General features: G+C 49.0%; 12 protein-coding genes. 1 reads left to right on the top strand and 11 read right to left on the bottom strand.

Annotation, left to right across the window (positions count from 1 at the left end):
• The first annotated feature begins 83 nt into the window (after positions 1-83).
• On the top strand, positions 84-1,079 hold the full coding sequence (locus tag ABXS70_RS28740; protein WP_342553137.1) for an ABC transporter substrate-binding protein: 996 nt from the start codon (positions 84-86) through the stop codon (positions 1,077-1,079).
• 133 nt (positions 1,080-1,212) lie between these two features.
• Here ABXS70_RS28740 and ABXS70_RS28735 read toward each other — a convergent pair whose 3' ends face one another.
• From ABXS70_RS28735 to ABXS70_RS28685, 11 genes are all read right to left on the bottom strand, one after another.
• A complete protein-coding gene (locus ABXS70_RS28735; RefSeq protein ID WP_366292827.1) occupies positions 1,213-2,130 on the bottom strand; it encodes an SAM-dependent methyltransferase in 918 nt (305 codons plus the stop codon).
• Between the two features lie 221 nt (positions 2,131-2,351).
• Entirely contained in the window at positions 2,352-3,575 is a 1,224-nt protein-coding gene (locus ABXS70_RS28730) for an MFS transporter (protein ID WP_342556462.1), read from the bottom strand.
• A gap of 218 nt (positions 3,576-3,793) precedes the next feature.
• Complete coding sequence (locus ABXS70_RS28725) at positions 3,794-5,857, bottom strand: molybdopterin oxidoreductase family protein (protein WP_342553139.1); 2,064 nt, start codon at positions 5,855-5,857, stop codon at positions 3,794-3,796.
• A 446-nt stretch (positions 5,858-6,303) separates the two neighbouring features.
• A complete protein-coding gene (locus ABXS70_RS28720; protein ID WP_366292824.1) occupies positions 6,304-7,161 on the bottom strand; it encodes a formate/nitrite transporter family protein in 858 nt (285 codons plus the stop codon).
• Between the two features lie 341 nt (positions 7,162-7,502).
• Positions 7,503-8,864, bottom strand: coding sequence for an FAD-dependent oxidoreductase (locus ABXS70_RS28715; protein WP_366292821.1), 1,362 nt, complete (start codon positions 8,862-8,864; stop codon positions 7,503-7,505).
• A 359-nt stretch (positions 8,865-9,223) separates the two neighbouring features.
• Positions 9,224-9,703 carry a glutathione peroxidase gene (locus ABXS70_RS28710; RefSeq protein WP_342553142.1) on the bottom strand — a complete coding sequence of 160 codons (480 nt, stop codon included), beginning with the start codon at positions 9,701-9,703 and terminating at the stop codon, positions 9,224-9,226.
• Between the two features lie 77 nt (positions 9,704-9,780).
• On the bottom strand, positions 9,781-10,596 hold the full coding sequence (locus ABXS70_RS28705; RefSeq protein ID WP_366292817.1) for a (2Fe-2S)-binding protein: 816 nt from the start codon (positions 10,594-10,596) through the stop codon (positions 9,781-9,783).
• A gap of 101 nt (positions 10,597-10,697) precedes the next feature.
• Positions 10,698-11,579, bottom strand: a complete 882-nt coding sequence (locus ABXS70_RS28700) for an ABC transporter ATP-binding protein (RefSeq protein ID WP_342553144.1) — start codon at positions 11,577-11,579, stop codon at positions 10,698-10,700.
• A gap of 518 nt (positions 11,580-12,097) precedes the next feature.
• Positions 12,098-15,331 (bottom strand): hypothetical protein, encoded by a 3,234-nt coding sequence (locus ABXS70_RS28695; protein WP_342553145.1) that lies wholly within the window; start codon positions 15,329-15,331, stop codon positions 12,098-12,100.
• A complete protein-coding gene (locus ABXS70_RS28690) occupies positions 15,328-16,587 on the bottom strand; it encodes a hypothetical protein (RefSeq protein ID WP_342553146.1) in 1,260 nt (419 codons plus the stop codon). Before ABXS70_RS28690 ends, ABXS70_RS28695 begins: the two co-directional genes overlap by 4 nt.
• A 60-nt stretch (positions 16,588-16,647) precedes the next feature.
• Positions 16,648-17,340 (bottom strand): beta-mannanase, encoded by a 693-nt coding sequence (locus ABXS70_RS28685; RefSeq protein ID WP_342553147.1) that lies wholly within the window; start codon positions 17,338-17,340, stop codon positions 16,648-16,650.
• Between the last annotated feature and the right edge of the window lie 8 nt (positions 17,341-17,348).

Genomic DNA, 17,348 nt, shown 5'->3' with positions numbered 1-17,348 from the left:
CAAATCAGACATCTTCCTCTATGTTATTAATGAGAATAATAATCATTATTATTTATGGACTATACATAGGGAGGAATCAGTACATGTATGCTTTTAGAAACAAATTCTCTGGCTTGCTGCTTATGCTTGCCATGCTTATGATCCTGGCCGCTTGCGGTAGCGGAGCGGGAACAGAAGTCACATCTGGAACTTCCGAAGCCAACACAGATCCGTCATCCGGTTCGGTTCCTTCGGATGCTAAACGAATCTACAAGTCCTTAAGCGGGGATGTTGAAATTCCGGCTGAACCCCAACGTATTGTTACAGATATGTACGTAAGTAATCTGCTTGTACTGGGTATCAAGCCCGTTGGTGCTGTACAACATTACCTCGAGAACCCGTTCTATTCGGACCAGGTAGCAGGCATAGAAAGTATTGGTGATCGGAATGCTGTATCCATGGAAAAGGTTGCTGCCTTGAATCCGGATCTGATTATTACCTACTCTAACCAAGCTCAGGAGATTGAGAATTATCAAAAAATTGCACCTACCGTAGTTATTCCTTACGGTACATTTACAAACGTACCAGATGAGATCCGTGGCTTCGGAGAGCTCATGAACAAATCCGAAGAAGCCGAAGCTTGGCTGAAGACATACGACGAACGGATACAAGCCGCTCGCACCAAGGTGAAGGCGGTCATCCGTCCAGAGGAAACCTTCTCGATCCTTGAAGTATCGGACAAGAGTTATTATGGATACGGAGACAACTTTGGTCGAGGAGGACAAGCAGTTTACCGTGCTTTGGAACTTGCCCCGCTAGAACGTACCAGAAAAGAGCTGATGGGCGATACCCAATGGAAAGAGATTTCACGTGAGATTGTTGGTGATTATGCAGGTGATCATATTTTCCTGACCGTTGGTGAGAACAATAAAAATGTTCAGGGTGATTCCGTCTGGAGGTCCCTTCCCGCAGTAAAAAACAATCAGGTGTATGAATTGCAGGAGGATCGGTATTGGTACTTTGACCCGATTGCAATTCAGGGTCAGGCTGAAGAATTGGCAGATATGATCGTAGAGCGTGCTGCCCAGAATCGCAAATAAAGCAATCATGAGTGCCAAACGCCTGGAGAGACTAGCTAGCTTTCCAGGCGTTTTTTAGCATGAAGAGAACCGCAACATATATTACATTTGTTGGCTCATATATAGTTTTTCCCCTTTAATGTATAGTCGAATCTTACTTTTTTACTGCATGTATAAAATGAATCGTCTCGAACGCAGCCAAATCATCTGTCCGCTGACTGAAATACCGCTCCTGCAGCTCTTGAGGGGATAGGTGCTCATAGATGAGAAGCCCTGCTTCCTCCAACCGATGCTCCATATCCTCATACGTGAAGCAGGACAGCATCGGTTCGCCCCCCATCGCAGCCATTTTGACCATATTTTCGACCCGGTTATACCTGCCCTTCTCCTGGAAGAGATGTTCATCTGCATAATCAAACACGATTGAACTTCCAGCCGGAAGAGCTGCAAAAGCGTGATGAATTAAACGGAAGAGATCTTCTTTGGACAAATAGTACGAAACACCAAGCAGTGTAAACGAAGTTTTCACATTGCCGAATAGGCTGCCCCAACCATCGGGTTGAATCATATCGCGGGTAAAGTCCATGGGCACAAAATGAAGATTGCGTGGAATAACCAGCTCTGCCTGCCTCAAACGCTCTTTCTTTAACTGCTGTGCAGACGGAAGATCCACCTCAAATACATCCAACGTATCCTCCATTTCCGGGTGTCTAATCGCAAATGTGTCCATACCGGCTCCAAGAATAATCAGCTGCTTCGCGCCCAGCTCAGCTTCCTGGAGCATCACCTGTTCACTATAGGCAGCGCGAGCCAGTGTGATCGGTGACAGCTGGACTTGGGTGATCCATTTTAATATTTGATCTGGGTCACCCCTGAACTGTTGGTCCGCATCCGGGCGGAAGAAATCGATGCCCCGAATCATATTTTCGCCAATAGCTGCAAACTCCTCTGGAGTGATCAGCTTTCGGGCTGCAAAATCATTAAAGATGATTGGTTCATCATGCTCTACATGGTAGGCTCGGGCAAACGCTAAAATCAGAGACGTTATACTGGATTCCTTCTTCTGGCTCATCACATGTACCTCCCGTATCAACAAAAATAAGGTTCCCCCTGGCCAGGAGAACCTTAGTATATACGGAAGATTTATATATGTAAATTATAGCATAAATAATTTTTTTTGTCAATCTCATTTTGAGATGAGATCATTGGAATCTATATTTTTCGAGTCGACCAGGTTGATTAGGTTCACTACGTTCAATTCACCCATTTCGTCCATTCGTATAGAACGCATTCCTATGCATCCATGCCATACTCCTTCATCTCCCGGCTGCGGTTCAGCGCAGCATGCAGTACAAATCCAAGCAGAGCAATCACAGCCATTCCGGCTGCCAGCCACGCCACCGGGATGAGACCTTGTTTATCAAACATAACCCCCATGACATACGGCCCTATAACACGTCCAACTGCTCCAATTCCACCCGAGATACCTATATAGAAAGGGGCAGCTCTTCCGGCATGCTCCGATATATAAGCCGGCGCTGCAGGTGAGATTAACATCTCTCCAAAGGTAGCCAACACCATCGCAAGCACCATGCCCGGATAACTGTATATGGTGATCATAACAATATAAGCCAAACCGTAAAATACGGCACTTGCCATCATCTGCGCGCTGGAGGTGCGGGCCATCGTACGTTTCACCCAACTGGTGAACGGCTGTCCGACAAAGATCAGCACACCGTTAAGTGTCCAAAGCAGACCATACATTCTTTTCTCCAGGCCTTCAGAGATGATATAGGGTGACACGCCCGTATTCCAGATGGAGTTGCCAAACAAGAGGAACAGCACACCAAGGCTCATAAACAGATACAGTCGGGTGTTGCTGAGCAGCGACCAGATGCCCGGACCTTCGGGTACGGTTTTGCGTTTCGTCAGATGCACTTCGCCCTGCTCCGGTTCGGCCCGGGACAGATAGTACCAGAAGAATACAGCAAAGCCTGCTGAGGTCACCCCGTTTAATACAAAACTCAAGTGATATGAAAAATCAGCGAGAAATCCGCTAAGCGCCGTACCAATGGCTACTCCGATATTGTTTGCAACATAAATAATGTTAAACAGTTCTCCGCGACGTTCTGCAAACCGAAAGCCGATAAACGCCTGTATCGCTGGCAGCGATAACGAACTGAACAGGCCAATCCAGCCCATCGCGCAGATAAAGATAACCCAGTACGCACTGATCCACGGCAGGGCAAACAATCCAGCTGCATTCAGTGCCAGCGAACCGATAATCAGCTTTTTCACCCCTACACGATGGTACAATGAGCCGCCAAGCAGCTGTCCAAAAATACCGCCCAGGGATTGAATCAAAATGACAAAACCCGCGTTCGCCATCGTGCGCCCAAGCTCATCAAACACATACATCGTTGTCAGCGGCCACATCAGGGCACTGCCCGTCGCATTCACCAGACTTGCAAGCAAAAACACCTTCACTTCTTTTGGATAGTTATGCAGCCATCTCATCATTTTCACCAAAACTCCTTACATCTGACTAAGGCGTGTCTTGAAATCTGCTTCCATCAGCGTTTTCAGACACACCCAAACCGGGCATCCGCCAGCCTGTTTCCGCACAAAAGGCTCCCACCCGGTTGGCATTGACCAGCCGCGGTGGAAGCCTGTAGTTGAAATATTTTACAGTACACAATCTATATTACATCAAAACAATCTGACCGCAAGCACACTCACTGCCGCTTCACTTCAACAGTGGCGGAGAAAAAGGTTGCGCCATTGCCCATATCCGACAGCCGGTTGGAGGTCAGCGTGTTGGAGCGCTGCTTTTTGCCATCGCCATCCCACCATAGTCCTTGACTGATTACCGTACCCGGAAGCATTGCATCTGTCACCTTGGCCGTTAATTCGATGCGTCCGCGCTCATTCCATACTACAACCGCATCGCCATCCTGTACTTCGCGGCGAGCCGCGTCCTCCGGATGAATCTGCAGTATAGGCATCTTTTCCAGACGTTGATGTTTGGCCGAATTGCCAAAGCTGGAGTTCAAGAAATTGTGATTCGGCGGGGATACAAACATCAGCGGATATGCATCGTTCGGCCCTGCCGGATTCTCGCCGTCGTATCCTTCAACCAGTGCAGCATAGGTTGGCAGCGGCGGAAGCCCCTTCTGCTGCATCTGCTCGGAATATAATTCAATTCTGCCTGATGGTGTAGGCAGATGGTCGAGGAAAGAGGCGTGTGCTGACATATCCAGCTTCACAAAGCGATGCTGCTTCAGCCTGTCCAGCGTAACTCCGTTCATATACGGATTTTCTGTGCCCTGCAGTGCGCTATCAATCATCTGCTCCGGCTGTTCACCGAAGATGTCTGCATCAAACCCCATCGCTTGTCCGAGCAGCGAGAACAGCTCCACATTGCTTTTGCTCTCTCCAATCGGTGCAATGACCGGCTCCTGCAGCTGCACATACTGATGCCAATAGGAGATGTACAGATCGGTCGCTTCAAAAGAAGACGCCGCCGGCAGCACAATATCGGCATACTTCGCTGTATCGGTCATGAACAGATCATGAACCACCGTGAACAGGTCCTCTCGTGCAAAACCTCGCTCCACTCGTTCCGTATCTGGTGCCACAACCAGTGGATTGCTGCAGTAAACCAGCATGGCCCGGATCGGCTGCTCCGCTTCCAGCAGCGCTTCGCCAATCCGGTTCATGTTCACAACCCGCGGCTCGGCATGCTGCCTTAGGTCAGGCCGCTCCAGCGCATCACTGTTCGTACTTGCATAGCTGTTCGTACGTACCGCACCCCCGCCGCGCTTGAGCCACTGCCCTGTAATCGCAGGCAGGCAGGCGATGCTGCGTACGTTCATGCCCCCGTTGTCATGGTGCTGCAGGCCATTGCCAATGTGAATATGAGCGGCATGAGCAGCCCCATAGAGCCGGGCCAGCTCCACAATGGTTTCTTCTGGCACGCCTGTAATACGTGCCGTGCGTTCCGGTGTACAGCTGCGTACATGCTCGCGCAGCGCTTCATGTCCTATGGTATATTTTTGCATAAATTCTTCATTCGTTAGTCCCTGCTCAAAGAGCACATGCATCAAACCCAGTGCCAGCGCACTGTCTGTGCCCGGATAGATTGGAATGAACCAATCTGCCCATTGTGCTGTCCGGTTGCGGTGAACGTCAATGACAACGATTTTGGCACCCTTTTTACGAGCCTTCTCCGCCAGTACCACCTGATGCATATTGGTACTGACGATGTTACCGCCCCAGACCACGATCAAATCAGCATGCTCCGTATCCTCCGGCAGCGTTCCGTGATTGGCGCCCATCGTATATTTCCAGCCGGTGTTGCCTGCAGCATTACAGATCGTCTGCTCCAGCACACTTGCCCCCAGCGCATTAAAGAAACGCCGATCCATGCCATCCACACCAAGCACACCCATATTTCCATAGAAACTGTACGGCAGAATACTCTCAGGTCCATACGTATCAGACAAATCTTTAAACTTTCCCGTAATTTCCTGAATTGCTTCGTCCCAGCTTATGCGCTCGAACCTGCCTTCACCTTTGGCTCCGACTCGTTTCATCGGATATTGAAGACGTTCGGGATGATACACCCGCTCCGTCATATTTCGAACTTTATTACAGATCGCACCCTTTGTGATCGGATGGTCCGGATTACCGGTTACCTTAACAATTTTACCATTCTCTTTATGTAACAGCAGACCGCATGTGTCTGGACAATCGAGCGGGCATACCGCTGGAAATACACCATTCTCCTGATCGATCATCTTCTGGCCCTCCTCATTCAACAGCTATCCCTATATCATATCCCGTCTGAGGCTGAAACGTAAAGAGAACAAGAGTGAATCGGTTAAATCTTCATGATTGCCGGGCAGGCTGCTGCTGCACCAATCTATATTCCATGATATATTCCAACTTTTCAAAAAAATTTTTACCCCTTTGATTCATTCTCTGAATCCAGGGGTAAATTAAAAACAAGGCATTAGGTTGGTGTTTCCCCACTTCCTCCTCATGCCATATCATGGACCACTCCCGAAATTCGCCATGCTCAGGTTTCGTTCCCCCGAACCTTGTCATGGCGAATTTAATTTTGTGCAAAAAAAAAGATGACTGCATCTCCAACGCCACGACGAACTATCGTGAAACGGCAGGATGTATCATCTTCGTTTCTACTAAGCTTTAACTCTTATTGATAAATCTCTTATATGATCCGTTACGCCTGTTTGCCCCACATTACTCTGCCTTCTGCTTCCACGGGAGGTGCCGGAACAGGAACCACGGCTTCCGGCTTCGCTGCCGGCTCAACCTTCCGTAAGTACACCATCCAGTACGCAGCCGCTACAAACAAAGCGCCGCCTGTCAGATTACCCAACCAGACCGGAATAAAATTCATAACATACTGCCCCCAGGAATAATGACCCTCAAAGATCGCTGCCGGAATGAGAAACATGTTCGCCACAACGTGCTGAAAGCCGATGGCCACAAACGCCATCGTTGGAAACCAAATGCCCAGAATTTTACCGCTCATCGTATCGGCAGCATATGACAGCCAGACCGCAAGGGCCACGAGCCAGTTACAGCCGATCCCGGAGATAAATGCTTGCAAAAAGCTGTCATGAAGCTTGTGTCCCGCCATATCAACCACCTTGGCCAAATATGCACCATCAGCCGTCAAGCCCAGCACATGACCAAAGAAAAAAGCGACAAACAGCGCGCCCAGCAGGTTGCCCAATGTCACAAGCAGCAGGTTCTTCAACATGCTGGCTGGTGAAATTTTACGTGTGATTGCAGCAAGCGGCACAGCCATCATATTGCCTGTCAGCAGTTCCCCACCACCGATCAAAACCAGAATCAGTCCCACCGGGAACACAGCCGCTCCGATGAATGTCGCAATGCTTCCCCACTCCGCTGGTGCAGACGCAATCACGCGAATATCCAGCAGGAAACCAAGCGCAATGAAAGCTCCTGCCAGAAAACCGAGAATCAGCACGGAGGAAATAGGGTTTTGTGCTTTTTTCACACCGGACTGTACCGTATATTGTGCAACCTCCAGAGGTGTTTTGGCCGCCATATGTCATCCTCTCCTTTTATCTTCTATCCGTTCGTATGCCAAGCAAATCTATCCATGAATTCATTGTATATCGACCTCCCGGAAAACTTTGTGCAAATAATCACAAAGTGATCCAAGAAGATGATCCCATTTTCCAATGCCTCTCTCCAAAATCCGGAGGATCAAGATAAACAAATAAATAAGTAAACAGCAAACTGACATAGTTGGCACAGACGAAAAAAAGGAAGACTGACGATATGATCGCCGTTCTTCCTTCTCTTTGTTGTATGATGTACCCGGATTCTGTCTAGTTTCTTGCGCTTAATCTGCTTTTAACTTAAGCTGTCGATTATGCCATTAACCTAGACCAGGGCTGGTGCTTTAACTTCTACTGGAGGCAGAGCTTGCAGCCCTGCAGTGTTCAAGAAGTTCCACGGTTTGTTATAGTGCGGCTGGAAGAAGAAGTCGATAAAAGCCAGATCATCCACTGTCATGTTATTCTGAATGAAGACCGAGATCGTATTGATCGACTGTGTCAGATCGACCTGGGACATAACCTGTGCACCAACAATCCGGCGAGTGGCCTGCTCGTATACAACTTTCAGCAGCAGTTTCTCGGCGGTTGGCATAAACTCCGGACGATAGCTGTCTTCCAGAACAACCGATTCTACAACAAGTCCTTCTTCGGCGGCAGACATTTCGGTCATGCCGGTTCCTGCAATATTTTGCTCGTAAATTTTGATACCCGATGTGCCCTGTGTTCCCATATAAGGTGTCGTTGGACGAACCAGGTTTCGCGCTACGAGTGTACCCATCCGCACGGCGTTTGTTGCCAGTGGAATGTAAGCCGCTTTGCCGGTAGGATTGTAGTGAATCGCGCAGCTGTCACCCGCGGCAAAGACATCTTCCTGGCTGGTCTGCATATATTTGTCCACGATGATCGCGCCGTTTGGAAGCATATCCACCTGACCTTTGAGCAGCTCCGTATTCGGGCGGAACCCGATGCAGAGAATGACCAGATCAGTCTCGAATTCCCCTTTGGATGTGATGACTTTGGTGACTTTACCATTCTCGCCCGTAAACTTCTGTACCGTCTGCCCAAGAGCCAATTTAATTCCTTTTCCAGTCAATGTATCTTCGATGGCATCTGTAAATTCAGGGTCAAGGTATTTATTCAAAATACGATCCACGCTATCAATAAGTGTCACTTCTTTGCCGTTCATCTGGAAGGCTTCCACCAGTTCAACGCCGATGTAACCAGCGCCGACAACCGTTACGCGTTTGGTATCCTTCGCTCTTTCAATAATGGTGTTGGAGTGATTGTAGTTTTTGCAGAGCAGGATGTTGTCCATCTCGATGCCTTCCAGCTTCGGAACGACAGGCCATGAACCTGTAGTCACAATTAGCTTGTCAAACGTATCTTCAAATTCTTCCCCAGTTTGCAGGTTTTTAGCCCGTAAGGTATGACCTTTGGCATCAACTGCTGTCACTTCATGGAGCATCTTGGTTTCAACACCAAGGTCCGCCAACTGATTCGGCGAAGAATAGAACAGGCCGTCAGGATCTTTCACCACGCCCCCAACATAGAGCGCAATCCCGCAGGAGAGGAATGAAATGTTGTCATTGCGTTCATATACGGTAATGGTGGCATCCGGGTATAATTTAGCGGTATTTACGATAGCTGCCGTTCCTGCGTGTGTACATCCGATGACTGCGATTTTCATGAGTAGTTCCTCCTTGGAGTATTAGATCGATGAAGTGTATGTGATTTATTTCACTTTATACACCTATTATAATGTGATATTTTTCACATTGCAATAGGTTAAGCAAAATAATTTGTTCTTTCAGAAAAAGAAGGCCCCCTGCCCCCGTCTACAATCACTTCTTTCCTATGTTCTCACTAACTTCATTTTCCCCGAATTACATTTTGCTTATGCCCTCCAAATAGTTCAATTCCATTACCGAAAACCTGGATCATCAGATCACACCGAGCCGAGACGTTCTACTAAAAAGAAAACCAAAAGAAGCCTGTCCCGTAAATGGGGCAGGCTTCTCGTCATATATTGATCTCACGTGCGGCGAATTAACCGAGCAGCTGCTCGATCGCAGCACTCATCGACTCTGGTGATTCTTTTGGTTCGATCCGGCCCACGACTTCACCTTCGCGATTCACAAGGAACTTGGTAAAGTTCCACTGAATATCACTGGTTTCACCTGTACCTGGCTGCTGTTCTTTCAAATATTGAAACAGAGGATGTGCGTCTTCTCCGTTCACATCTACTTTTGCAAACACTGGAAAGTTTACGCCATAGTTGATCTGGCAAAAGGATTCCGCTTCTTCACTTGTACCTGGCTCCTGTCCACCAAATTGGTTGCATGGAAAACCAAGCACCACCAAACCTTGATCACGATAACGGTCATAGAGCTTCTGCAGTTCACCATATTGAGGTGTCAGTCCACATTTACTGGCTGTGTTTGCAATAACGAGCACTTTACCTTGATACATATCCAGCGGCACTTCCTGATTTGCGGTGGTTACCGCTTTGTACGAATATACGGACATTGCTGATTCCTCCTATGACATCGATTAATTTTGGGGTTGTAATCAATTATAGCCGTGTTTCGGGGTATACTTCAAATTCACCGAGAAGCCGCAAGTATCTCATAGCGATTTTGCCGCTCGGCTTTGCTCAACTTGGGACAGCTGTAACAGTAATCTTGACCACCGTATACCTTATAATGCAGACAGCAGGTTGACTTCATCAGCATTTTTTCTCCAGGTTGATACGGACTATCGATTTCTACCGGTTTGAAGTGCAGCAGATTTTTACGCAATCCCAGAATTTCCGGCGGCATCGTAATCACATGTTCATACCCTTGAATGACCGCTTTACGTTCATCCTCAGTAATGTCCATCTGCACTGCCATCGTCTTAAACCATGTCAGAATGGATGCCAATTGAGCCCACATCTGGCCTGTATTTGCCCCTCCAGCCTCGGCTGCACCCTCGATTAGAGGCCGGAGCTGTTCTCCATAGTAAGCCGTAAGCATCGCCTTTCTTGCCAATCCGGCTGCTGCAGATTCATGTTCGTTCTTACCAGGAGGCGCAGGATGTACATGCTCGGTACCATCCAGCAGTTGAAAGTGAAATGCCGGATAGCCGTCTTGTACAACCAGCTGCAGCCGAATATTGTCCAGAGAAATATCCAGCATTGTGTCACACATTGAATTCATATAATGAATGCCCAGCAGCAGTCCACGAACAGAATGCATGAAATACACCGCCGCGGTTCGCAAGCTATCTGCCCGCAAATGTTCGTTATATACTTTCAGCATATCCTCTGCCTGCGCTGTATCCCGTAACGAAGCCAGAAGTATATCATAAACCGGGTTAGAAGCGGGACTTGTCGAGATTCGGCCATATTGCTCGAGCCACGTATAGTTGATTGCGCCCATGAATGAAACCTCCCGTGAATGCGAATGAGCCGCGTGCTAACAGCGCACAGCGGCTTCATTTCTATAATACAGAATCACAGATGTGATCCAGTTCGTTTAAATTAACTGCCCATTGCCTGTACACGATGTTCGGTTCGGCCTGCATGAACCATGGCACTGTTCATCACCTTGGTTTCAGGAGCTGCAGGTTTCGGACGTTCGCCAGCGAGTGCATATGGGAGGCAGAGCGGTACATTGGAACGCGGGTCCATTACGATATCTGCTTCAATATTGAACACTTCACGCAGTACATCTGAAGTCATCACTTCTACGGGTGAACCCTGTGCAACGGCTTTACCTTTCTTAATACCAATCATGTGCTGAGCATACCGGGAAGCATGATTAAGATCATGGACTACCATTACAATGGTGCGGTTAGCTGTGGCATTCAGGTGTTCCAGCAGCTGCAGCACTTCAAGCTGGTGTGCCATGTCAAGGAAGGTTGTCGGCTCGTCCAGGAACAGAATGTCTGTTTCCTGAGCAAGTGCCATAGCAATCCAGGCACGCTGACGTTGTCCACCGGACAACTGATCGATCGGACGGTCATGGAATTCAGTCATGCCCGTTACTTCGATCGCCCATTCAATCATGCGTTTGTCTTCTGCACGCATGGAACCAAATCCTTTTTGATAAGGAAAACGGCCATAGGAAACCAGTTCTGTAACCGTCAGACCTTCCGGTGCTGTAGGGTTCTGAGGCAGGATCGCAAGCTGCTTGGCAACTTCACGCGTGGATTGTTTATGAATAGACTTGCCGTCGAGCAGCACGCTGCCTGCCTTCGGAGACATAATGCGTGCCATCGTCTTCAGGATCGTTGATTTCCCCGAACCGTTGGCTCCAACAAGTGCGGTAATTTTGCCTTGGGGGATCTGAATGTTCAGATCCTCAACTATCAGTCTTTCCTCATAAGCGATATCCAGCTTGGACGTCTCCAGACGAAACATGCGATCATCCCTCTCTCATTAATCCGGTTATGTATTCCGGCTATCATAACGACAACGAAATTGAAATTATATTCTAATTCAGTATTCCTGAATTTTCCGACGCTTGGCATTGACATAAAAATTGAAACAGATTTATTCGCTACACTAAAGATACTGATAATCATTATCACTTGTCAACCGAAAATAACAAAATCTTTTGATAATATAAGGCTTTTTTTATCTAAATTCTGCTTTTTACCACTCGCTGTGACACCTATTATATGAGAGCATTTCTCAATGATTCCGTGCTATTTTTCACTGCTCGCCTAATTACCTTATTTTGAATCAATCCTTATGTGTCTATTTTGTGAACTGATTAAACGCTTCGGTACAATCATCTCAGAAGCTTGGTTATGAATATAAAAAGATGACCCTGAACTCTTGGTCTCAGGGTCATCCCTCTAATCAAGTCGAATCAAACCTGACCTACATATGCTTCTCTGCCGGTTATGATTCGTTATGTGCTTATATCATGAGATTCAGATTGGCTCCTGCATCAACTCAACAGCGATCTCTGACCCCTTCGCACCCTTCTGAATGCTCACAACATTCTTGGGATCAATATTGTCCGGCAGTGTGATCTGCATGCCGTAAGGGTATAAGCGATCTGCTTCGGCCGCAGTTAAAGGTTTGGGAACAGTGTCAGCCTGCCCTTCTTGCGAGACATCCCCCGATAAGTTCTCACTTGTTTTACCTTGGTCTTGTGTCGATGATTTATCCGCTTTGCCTGCCGACAAACTGCCAGCTGTGGATTGATCCTCTTGGTCAGCATTACTTGCCGTATCAATCCCTTGTTGATCATCCGATTGACCGGATGCTGCTGAATCAGCATCTGAATCAGCAGCACCTTGACTCTTACCTGATGTCTGAGAGCCATTTTCCTTACCTGCTGCGCCTTCAGAATTCGATGAAGGGTCATTGGCTGCATCAGACTTTTCTCCGGAATTCAAGCTCTTCCACTTGTCTGTAACGTTAAACTCTTTCATGCTTCCATCATCCAAACGCAGCTGCAGGCTGCCCTGTTCAAAAGGAATACCACCCGTTTCGCTCCGGAAGCGGAGGACTAATCGGGCCGGGGATTCTGTTCCTTCCTGCTCATCTGCACCAGCGATATAAGCGATATACGCTGCCGGCTTCTCTTCAGGTTCAGCCGGGGCAGCTGGTTCCTGTTCTGCCGGCGGCTGTGCTGCTTGAGGTTCAGAGGTATTGTTCATCCAGGCATATGTGCCACCTGCAATACCAAGAATAAGGAACAGCAGCAGCAGGCCCATCCATCGCTTTTTCTTCCGCCCGGTCAGAATACGCATAAATGGCGAGGCCAGTTCAGCCTTGGCCCGATCATAGACCGGCTTCAGAGCTTTTCCTGCTTTGGCATAGTACGGCTTGAACACTGACTTGGACCGGAATGCTTCCCGGTCATGGGATTTGAAATACATAATAATGGCATCTGCATATCCTTTATGCGCACTGGAACCGCGAACAAACATCCGATGTACACCGGACCATTCGAAAAAGGTATAGATCGCTTCAATTTGATTGGTATGACTGCGTAGAAATTCAATCAGACCCGAATAATCAAGCCGATTACTGCCGCTTCCCCCACGGTAGAATGCGAGTGGTAATGCCTCATACGCTGCGGTTCCCGGATAATTCCGCAGTTCTGCCGCCAGCCAGCGGCGAGTCCAGCGCTGAAGCTCATCACGCTCAGCCAGAGAGAGTGATTCCACCTCTTCTTCGGCGTCAGGATCACTTCTAAGCCATTTTCTCGCCGCCAGCATCACATTTGTTCTAGCCGCTACATCCGAACCTTGGCGTGATGCCCAATCCCGAACGTCATTCTCATGCTGCAGAATATCGATACGCAGCAGCTGTTCCCGGTTCACCCGTTCCAGATCCAGATCCTGAATCATGAAGAGGTTAATCACATAAGCAAGCTTATCCGCAAGTTTGGTTAAAGCTTCCTGATAGGCGGCCTGTTCGTCGGGAGAATGACTACCGCTTTGGGGAGTTCGACTGACAGCGGCTTTGGATTGCCCGATATGTCCTGTTATACCCGTTTCGAACTCGTCACTCCCGGTTATTCGGTCCAGCATGCTGACTCGCTGAAGCGCCTCGTTTGCCGATTCAACCGGATCAGGTGCCGAACACAACCTTTCCCTAAGCTCGGTACAGGAACGTTCCACAAGAAACGCAGATTGAATCGCTGACGGATGAGCCGTAACCCAGCGCTGAACAAGATCGATGACCCCCGCTGCCGTCTCTGTCCGTTTCAATTGGTTGTCCAGATACGGCTCAAACAGCAGCTTGGTCAAAGCATCATTACCCAGTACCTTATCAAAAAAAGCTTGATTCAGACGGGCATCGCGGTCCAAAATGACATACAGATCCTGTACAGCACGCATGCGTTTCTGCGCACGCGCATTGTTTACAGCATAGATAAAATAGTCTACGATCCGGCCCTTTACTACGGGCGCAGCAGCACGGAAGTATTCTCCGAAGCGGGCAGCAACCGCTTCCTCCGGTACATTTTCCCGGCGGACACTGTCCAGCTCCCGACTAAGCAGCGTCAGAAACAGATCATTCAGACGTGCACGCTGCTGCAGCCCACCTTCAGGCTTCAGATACGTCAGTAAACCCTTCAGAACCTCGCTTTTGTTATTCAAATATAAATCTTCTACACCTTGTTCAAGGCTGTAAAATACCGACAGCTCTCCATAAGCTTCAATGGATAGCTCCCTTCCCGGTTCCATACCGGCCAGCATGTCGTCGGCGAACTCGTAGAATGCTGCTGACCTTACCGGGTCCCTCAGCAAAAACCAGGCAAATTCCGCATAAGGCAGCTTGGCCACCGACGCATCCACATGGGTGACACGACCAGAGACGAGATCAAAGGTGAAATCTTTCTCTGTGTTCCTGTCCTTGGGACGAAGTGTACCCCGCTCCACAAACTGCACATGTATGCCTTTCTTGGCCTGTGGCTCCTTGGCAAACGTCATAAAACCGAGCTGCCGCCGGAACGCGTAGGGCAGTGCCTTGTACAGCAGACGCAGCAGCGCCTTAGCTCCTGCCGTTACTTCCTCCGCTGGCACATCAAGCGCTATATATACTTTGCGGCGTGCCGCCACAGCCTGCATCACAGCATAGAGCAAGCGCTTGAACAGCGTCTCGTCCATTTTCAGGGCACTTAGAATCTGGTCTGGTGACGCGGCTGCTCCAAACCTGCCATCCTGCTGTCCAGCTTGAACTCCACCTCCGGCTCCTGCTGCCGTAGGAAGTTCTGCAAGCACAGGCAGCTCCGTACCCTGCTCGATATCATAGGAGGTAGCAAACACGGCATCCAGCCATTCGCCACCTTTCATATATTGTTCCAGGCTTGCCGGAGACAGCACATAATTGTGGGCAAAAAAGGCACTGCGCAGCCCGGTGAAATCTGCAGCCTGATACACATTTTGCCCAAGAATGGTCTCGCCGCTCTCGAGATGCAGCAGGTGCATGGAAGCCGGGAACTTGCTCTCGTCCTTCTCGCTCCGTCCTGTCAGCTCCGCAGGAGCGTCATAGACGCAGTAAGGATGAAGTACTTTTTTGATAAAAGAAAGGTCCAGTCCCGGCGATGCAGCCACCGTATCGAACCCCTCTGTGGTCCGGAATACCCCGCGCCGTTCTCTTGTGTACATCTGCTGTTCAATGGGCGGAGTGTTGGAAGAACGCATCATCCCACTCTCCCCTCAATGTACTTCAGCTTGTACAGCAGCCATAGGAAAGGCTCATCCACACGGATTGGACTAACCACACCTTGAATTTTCATGTCTACCGGATTGCTGCCCAGCGCAGATACGGCGAAATAAGCGGTGTCCTTGAAGTACACATCCATCGTGCCTTTGAACGGACGATCCACTTTCTCGATAAAACGGCGAATCTCCCCGTCGATATTTTCGAATTCGGTCAAATCAAACCACTCGCGATGCACCATGTTGCGGAACACATTGCTGTTGGATTTGATATAATCCCCTTCCTCATCCTTGAGGGAATGCAGCATGTCACTTTTGGTGAGCACAACCGCAGTCGGGATATTGGTCTTAGCCTTCTCCTGATAGGCGATAAAGTCACCGAACAACGTCAGCACCACGTCGCGCGGCTCATCGTATTTCGGCGTCCATTCTCCCGGCTCGCTGCCCAGGTTAATGCGAATTTTGTCCCGGATTGAACGAATCTGGAGCGGGTCGACCATAAACAGAATGCCTGCCGAGTTTTTGATATGCTGTCCGTGCAGACCCAGATAATCCTGCTCGACCATTCCTTCACCTGCAACGTCAAAAAACACCAGGGTCAGCGGCGCTTTATCCTCATCCTTGAACACAAACTGAAAAATAAACGGCTCCTGCAGCTTTTCCTTCTGCGTGGAGTCCAGCAGGTCGCCCCGCTCAAACAGCGGCTCTTCGTAATCTGCACGGAAACGGCGGCTGATCTCTGCATTCAGCGGCATACAGGCAGCATCAAAATGATCTGCCGTATAATGCTGCAGCGTATGGATCAGCGATGTCATGTAGACGGATTTCCCGACCTGGGATGCACCGATGATCGAAATGATGTTGCTTGGTGCCTTCCCGGCCGTTACAGGAAGCTCATTATGACACTGCGGGCACAGACGACGACGTGTAACTACACCATAACGATCATTCAGCCCCATGACGATGTTATCCGAATAGATGCGGTGCTCCTCGGGTACGTCATAAGGAGACAGAACGGCCTCCATATCAAATACCGTATCCAGGCCAAAACGTTCCCGGTATCGGTTAAGCTTGGCATCTTCCCCCAGCGCGTAGTCCTCGTCGTCGTCACGATGATGTGCTGCGCGGAATACGACCTCTTCCGGTGAGAACTTGCTGAAGCAGTACGGACATACAATATCGTAAAACAGCGGTCGTTCCTCCGGCTGCTGTCTCTTCAAAAACCGACTAAAAAAACTCATAGCCATTCCCCCTTTCCATACCTGTGTAAATAAAAATTCAACTTCAGTCGTCATGTGTGATCAATCGGATATCAGCCGATAAGCAGCTCCATACTGGCGGCCGTCTGTGAAGAATAACCTTACATAGTCGTCCTTGGCGACTTCAACAGGCGGCATCTCATTTTTTCCCGGCATAAAATCACTTACAAACGGATACACCGTGCCATCATCTTTGTTCAGCGGAACGCTGCCCTGCTTACGAACATAACAGAGTGCTTCCTTAGGAACGGGCACTTCGGCGGTCACCGTGATCAGCACGGTCTTGCGTTTCTGAAAAAAACCGCTCTTGTAGCGAATGGCAAAGCGGATATCCGCCCTGCCCGCGCTTGCGATCCCTTGGTTGTCCTTATCCTGCTGACGAATCAGCACAGGCCCTTCTTCTGACATCTGGCATGCATATACGTTGTACTGGATGGCGCCAAAACCTGTGATCCGATCGGTATACCCGTTGTTCGCTTTGTATTCCTCTCTTGTGTACAGCTTCAGCTTGCTCGGTGCCCTTCCTTCTTCACGTTCCTCAGAATGACCTGCATTCCTATGTTCTTCTCCGATGTGATCGGTGTTCATTCGACTCAGTTCCAACCGTTCTACGTAAACCGCTTCAAGCTGGTCCGGCCAGAGCCAGCGAAGCGTGCAGCGGCCTTCGTCCACCGCTAGAGTCAGTTTTCGAATCCGGGGAGCCGAAGGGTCTGCATCTGCATTGATAAATCGCATATTTCATT

This window comes from Paenibacillus sp. AN1007 (genome assembly GCF_040702995.1).
In the GTDB taxonomy this organism is placed as follows: domain Bacteria; phylum Bacillota; class Bacilli; order Paenibacillales; family Paenibacillaceae; genus Paenibacillus.
The sequence above is the reverse complement of the archived record's forward strand: the minus strand, read 5'-3'. Positions and strand labels throughout refer to the sequence as shown.

Bases quoted from the DNA above. Each gene is read 5' to 3' on its own strand.
- ABXS70_RS28685 (WP_342553147.1), bottom strand. From the start codon at position 17,340: ATGCGATTTATCAATGCAGATGCAGACCCTTCGGCTCCCCGGATTCGA.
- ABXS70_RS28705 (WP_366292817.1), bottom strand. From the start codon at position 10,596: ATGGGCGCAATCAACTATACGTGGCTCGAGCAATATGGCCGAATCTCG.
- ABXS70_RS28715 (WP_366292821.1), bottom strand. From the start codon at position 8,864: ATGAAAATCGCAGTCATCGGATGTACACACGCAGGAACGGCAGCTATC.
- ABXS70_RS28740 (WP_342553137.1), top strand. From the start codon at position 84: ATGTATGCTTTTAGAAACAAATTCTCTGGCTTGCTGCTTATGCTTGCC.
- ABXS70_RS28720 (WP_366292824.1), bottom strand. From the start codon at position 7,161: ATGGCGGCCAAAACACCTCTGGAGGTTGCACAATATACGGTACAGTCC.
- ABXS70_RS28710 (WP_342553142.1), bottom strand. From the start codon at position 9,703: ATGTCCGTATATTCGTACAAAGCGGTAACCACCGCAAATCAGGAAGTG.
- ABXS70_RS28735 (WP_366292827.1), bottom strand. From the start codon at position 2,130: ATGAGCCAGAAGAAGGAATCCAGTATAACGTCTCTGATTTTAGCGTTT.
- ABXS70_RS28695 (WP_342553145.1), bottom strand. From the start codon at position 15,331: ATGATGCGTTCTTCCAACACTCCGCCCATTGAACAGCAGATGTACACA.
- ABXS70_RS28725 (WP_342553139.1), bottom strand. From the start codon at position 5,857: ATGATCGATCAGGAGAATGGTGTATTTCCAGCGGTATGCCCGCTCGAT.
- ABXS70_RS28700 (WP_342553144.1), bottom strand. From the start codon at position 11,579: ATGTTTCGTCTGGAGACGTCCAAGCTGGATATCGCTTATGAGGAAAGA.
- ABXS70_RS28690 (WP_342553146.1), bottom strand. From the start codon at position 16,587: ATGAGTTTTTTTAGTCGGTTTTTGAAGAGACAGCAGCCGGAGGAACGA.
- ABXS70_RS28730 (WP_342556462.1), bottom strand. From the start codon at position 3,575: ATGAGATGGCTGCATAACTATCCAAAAGAAGTGAAGGTGTTTTTGCTT.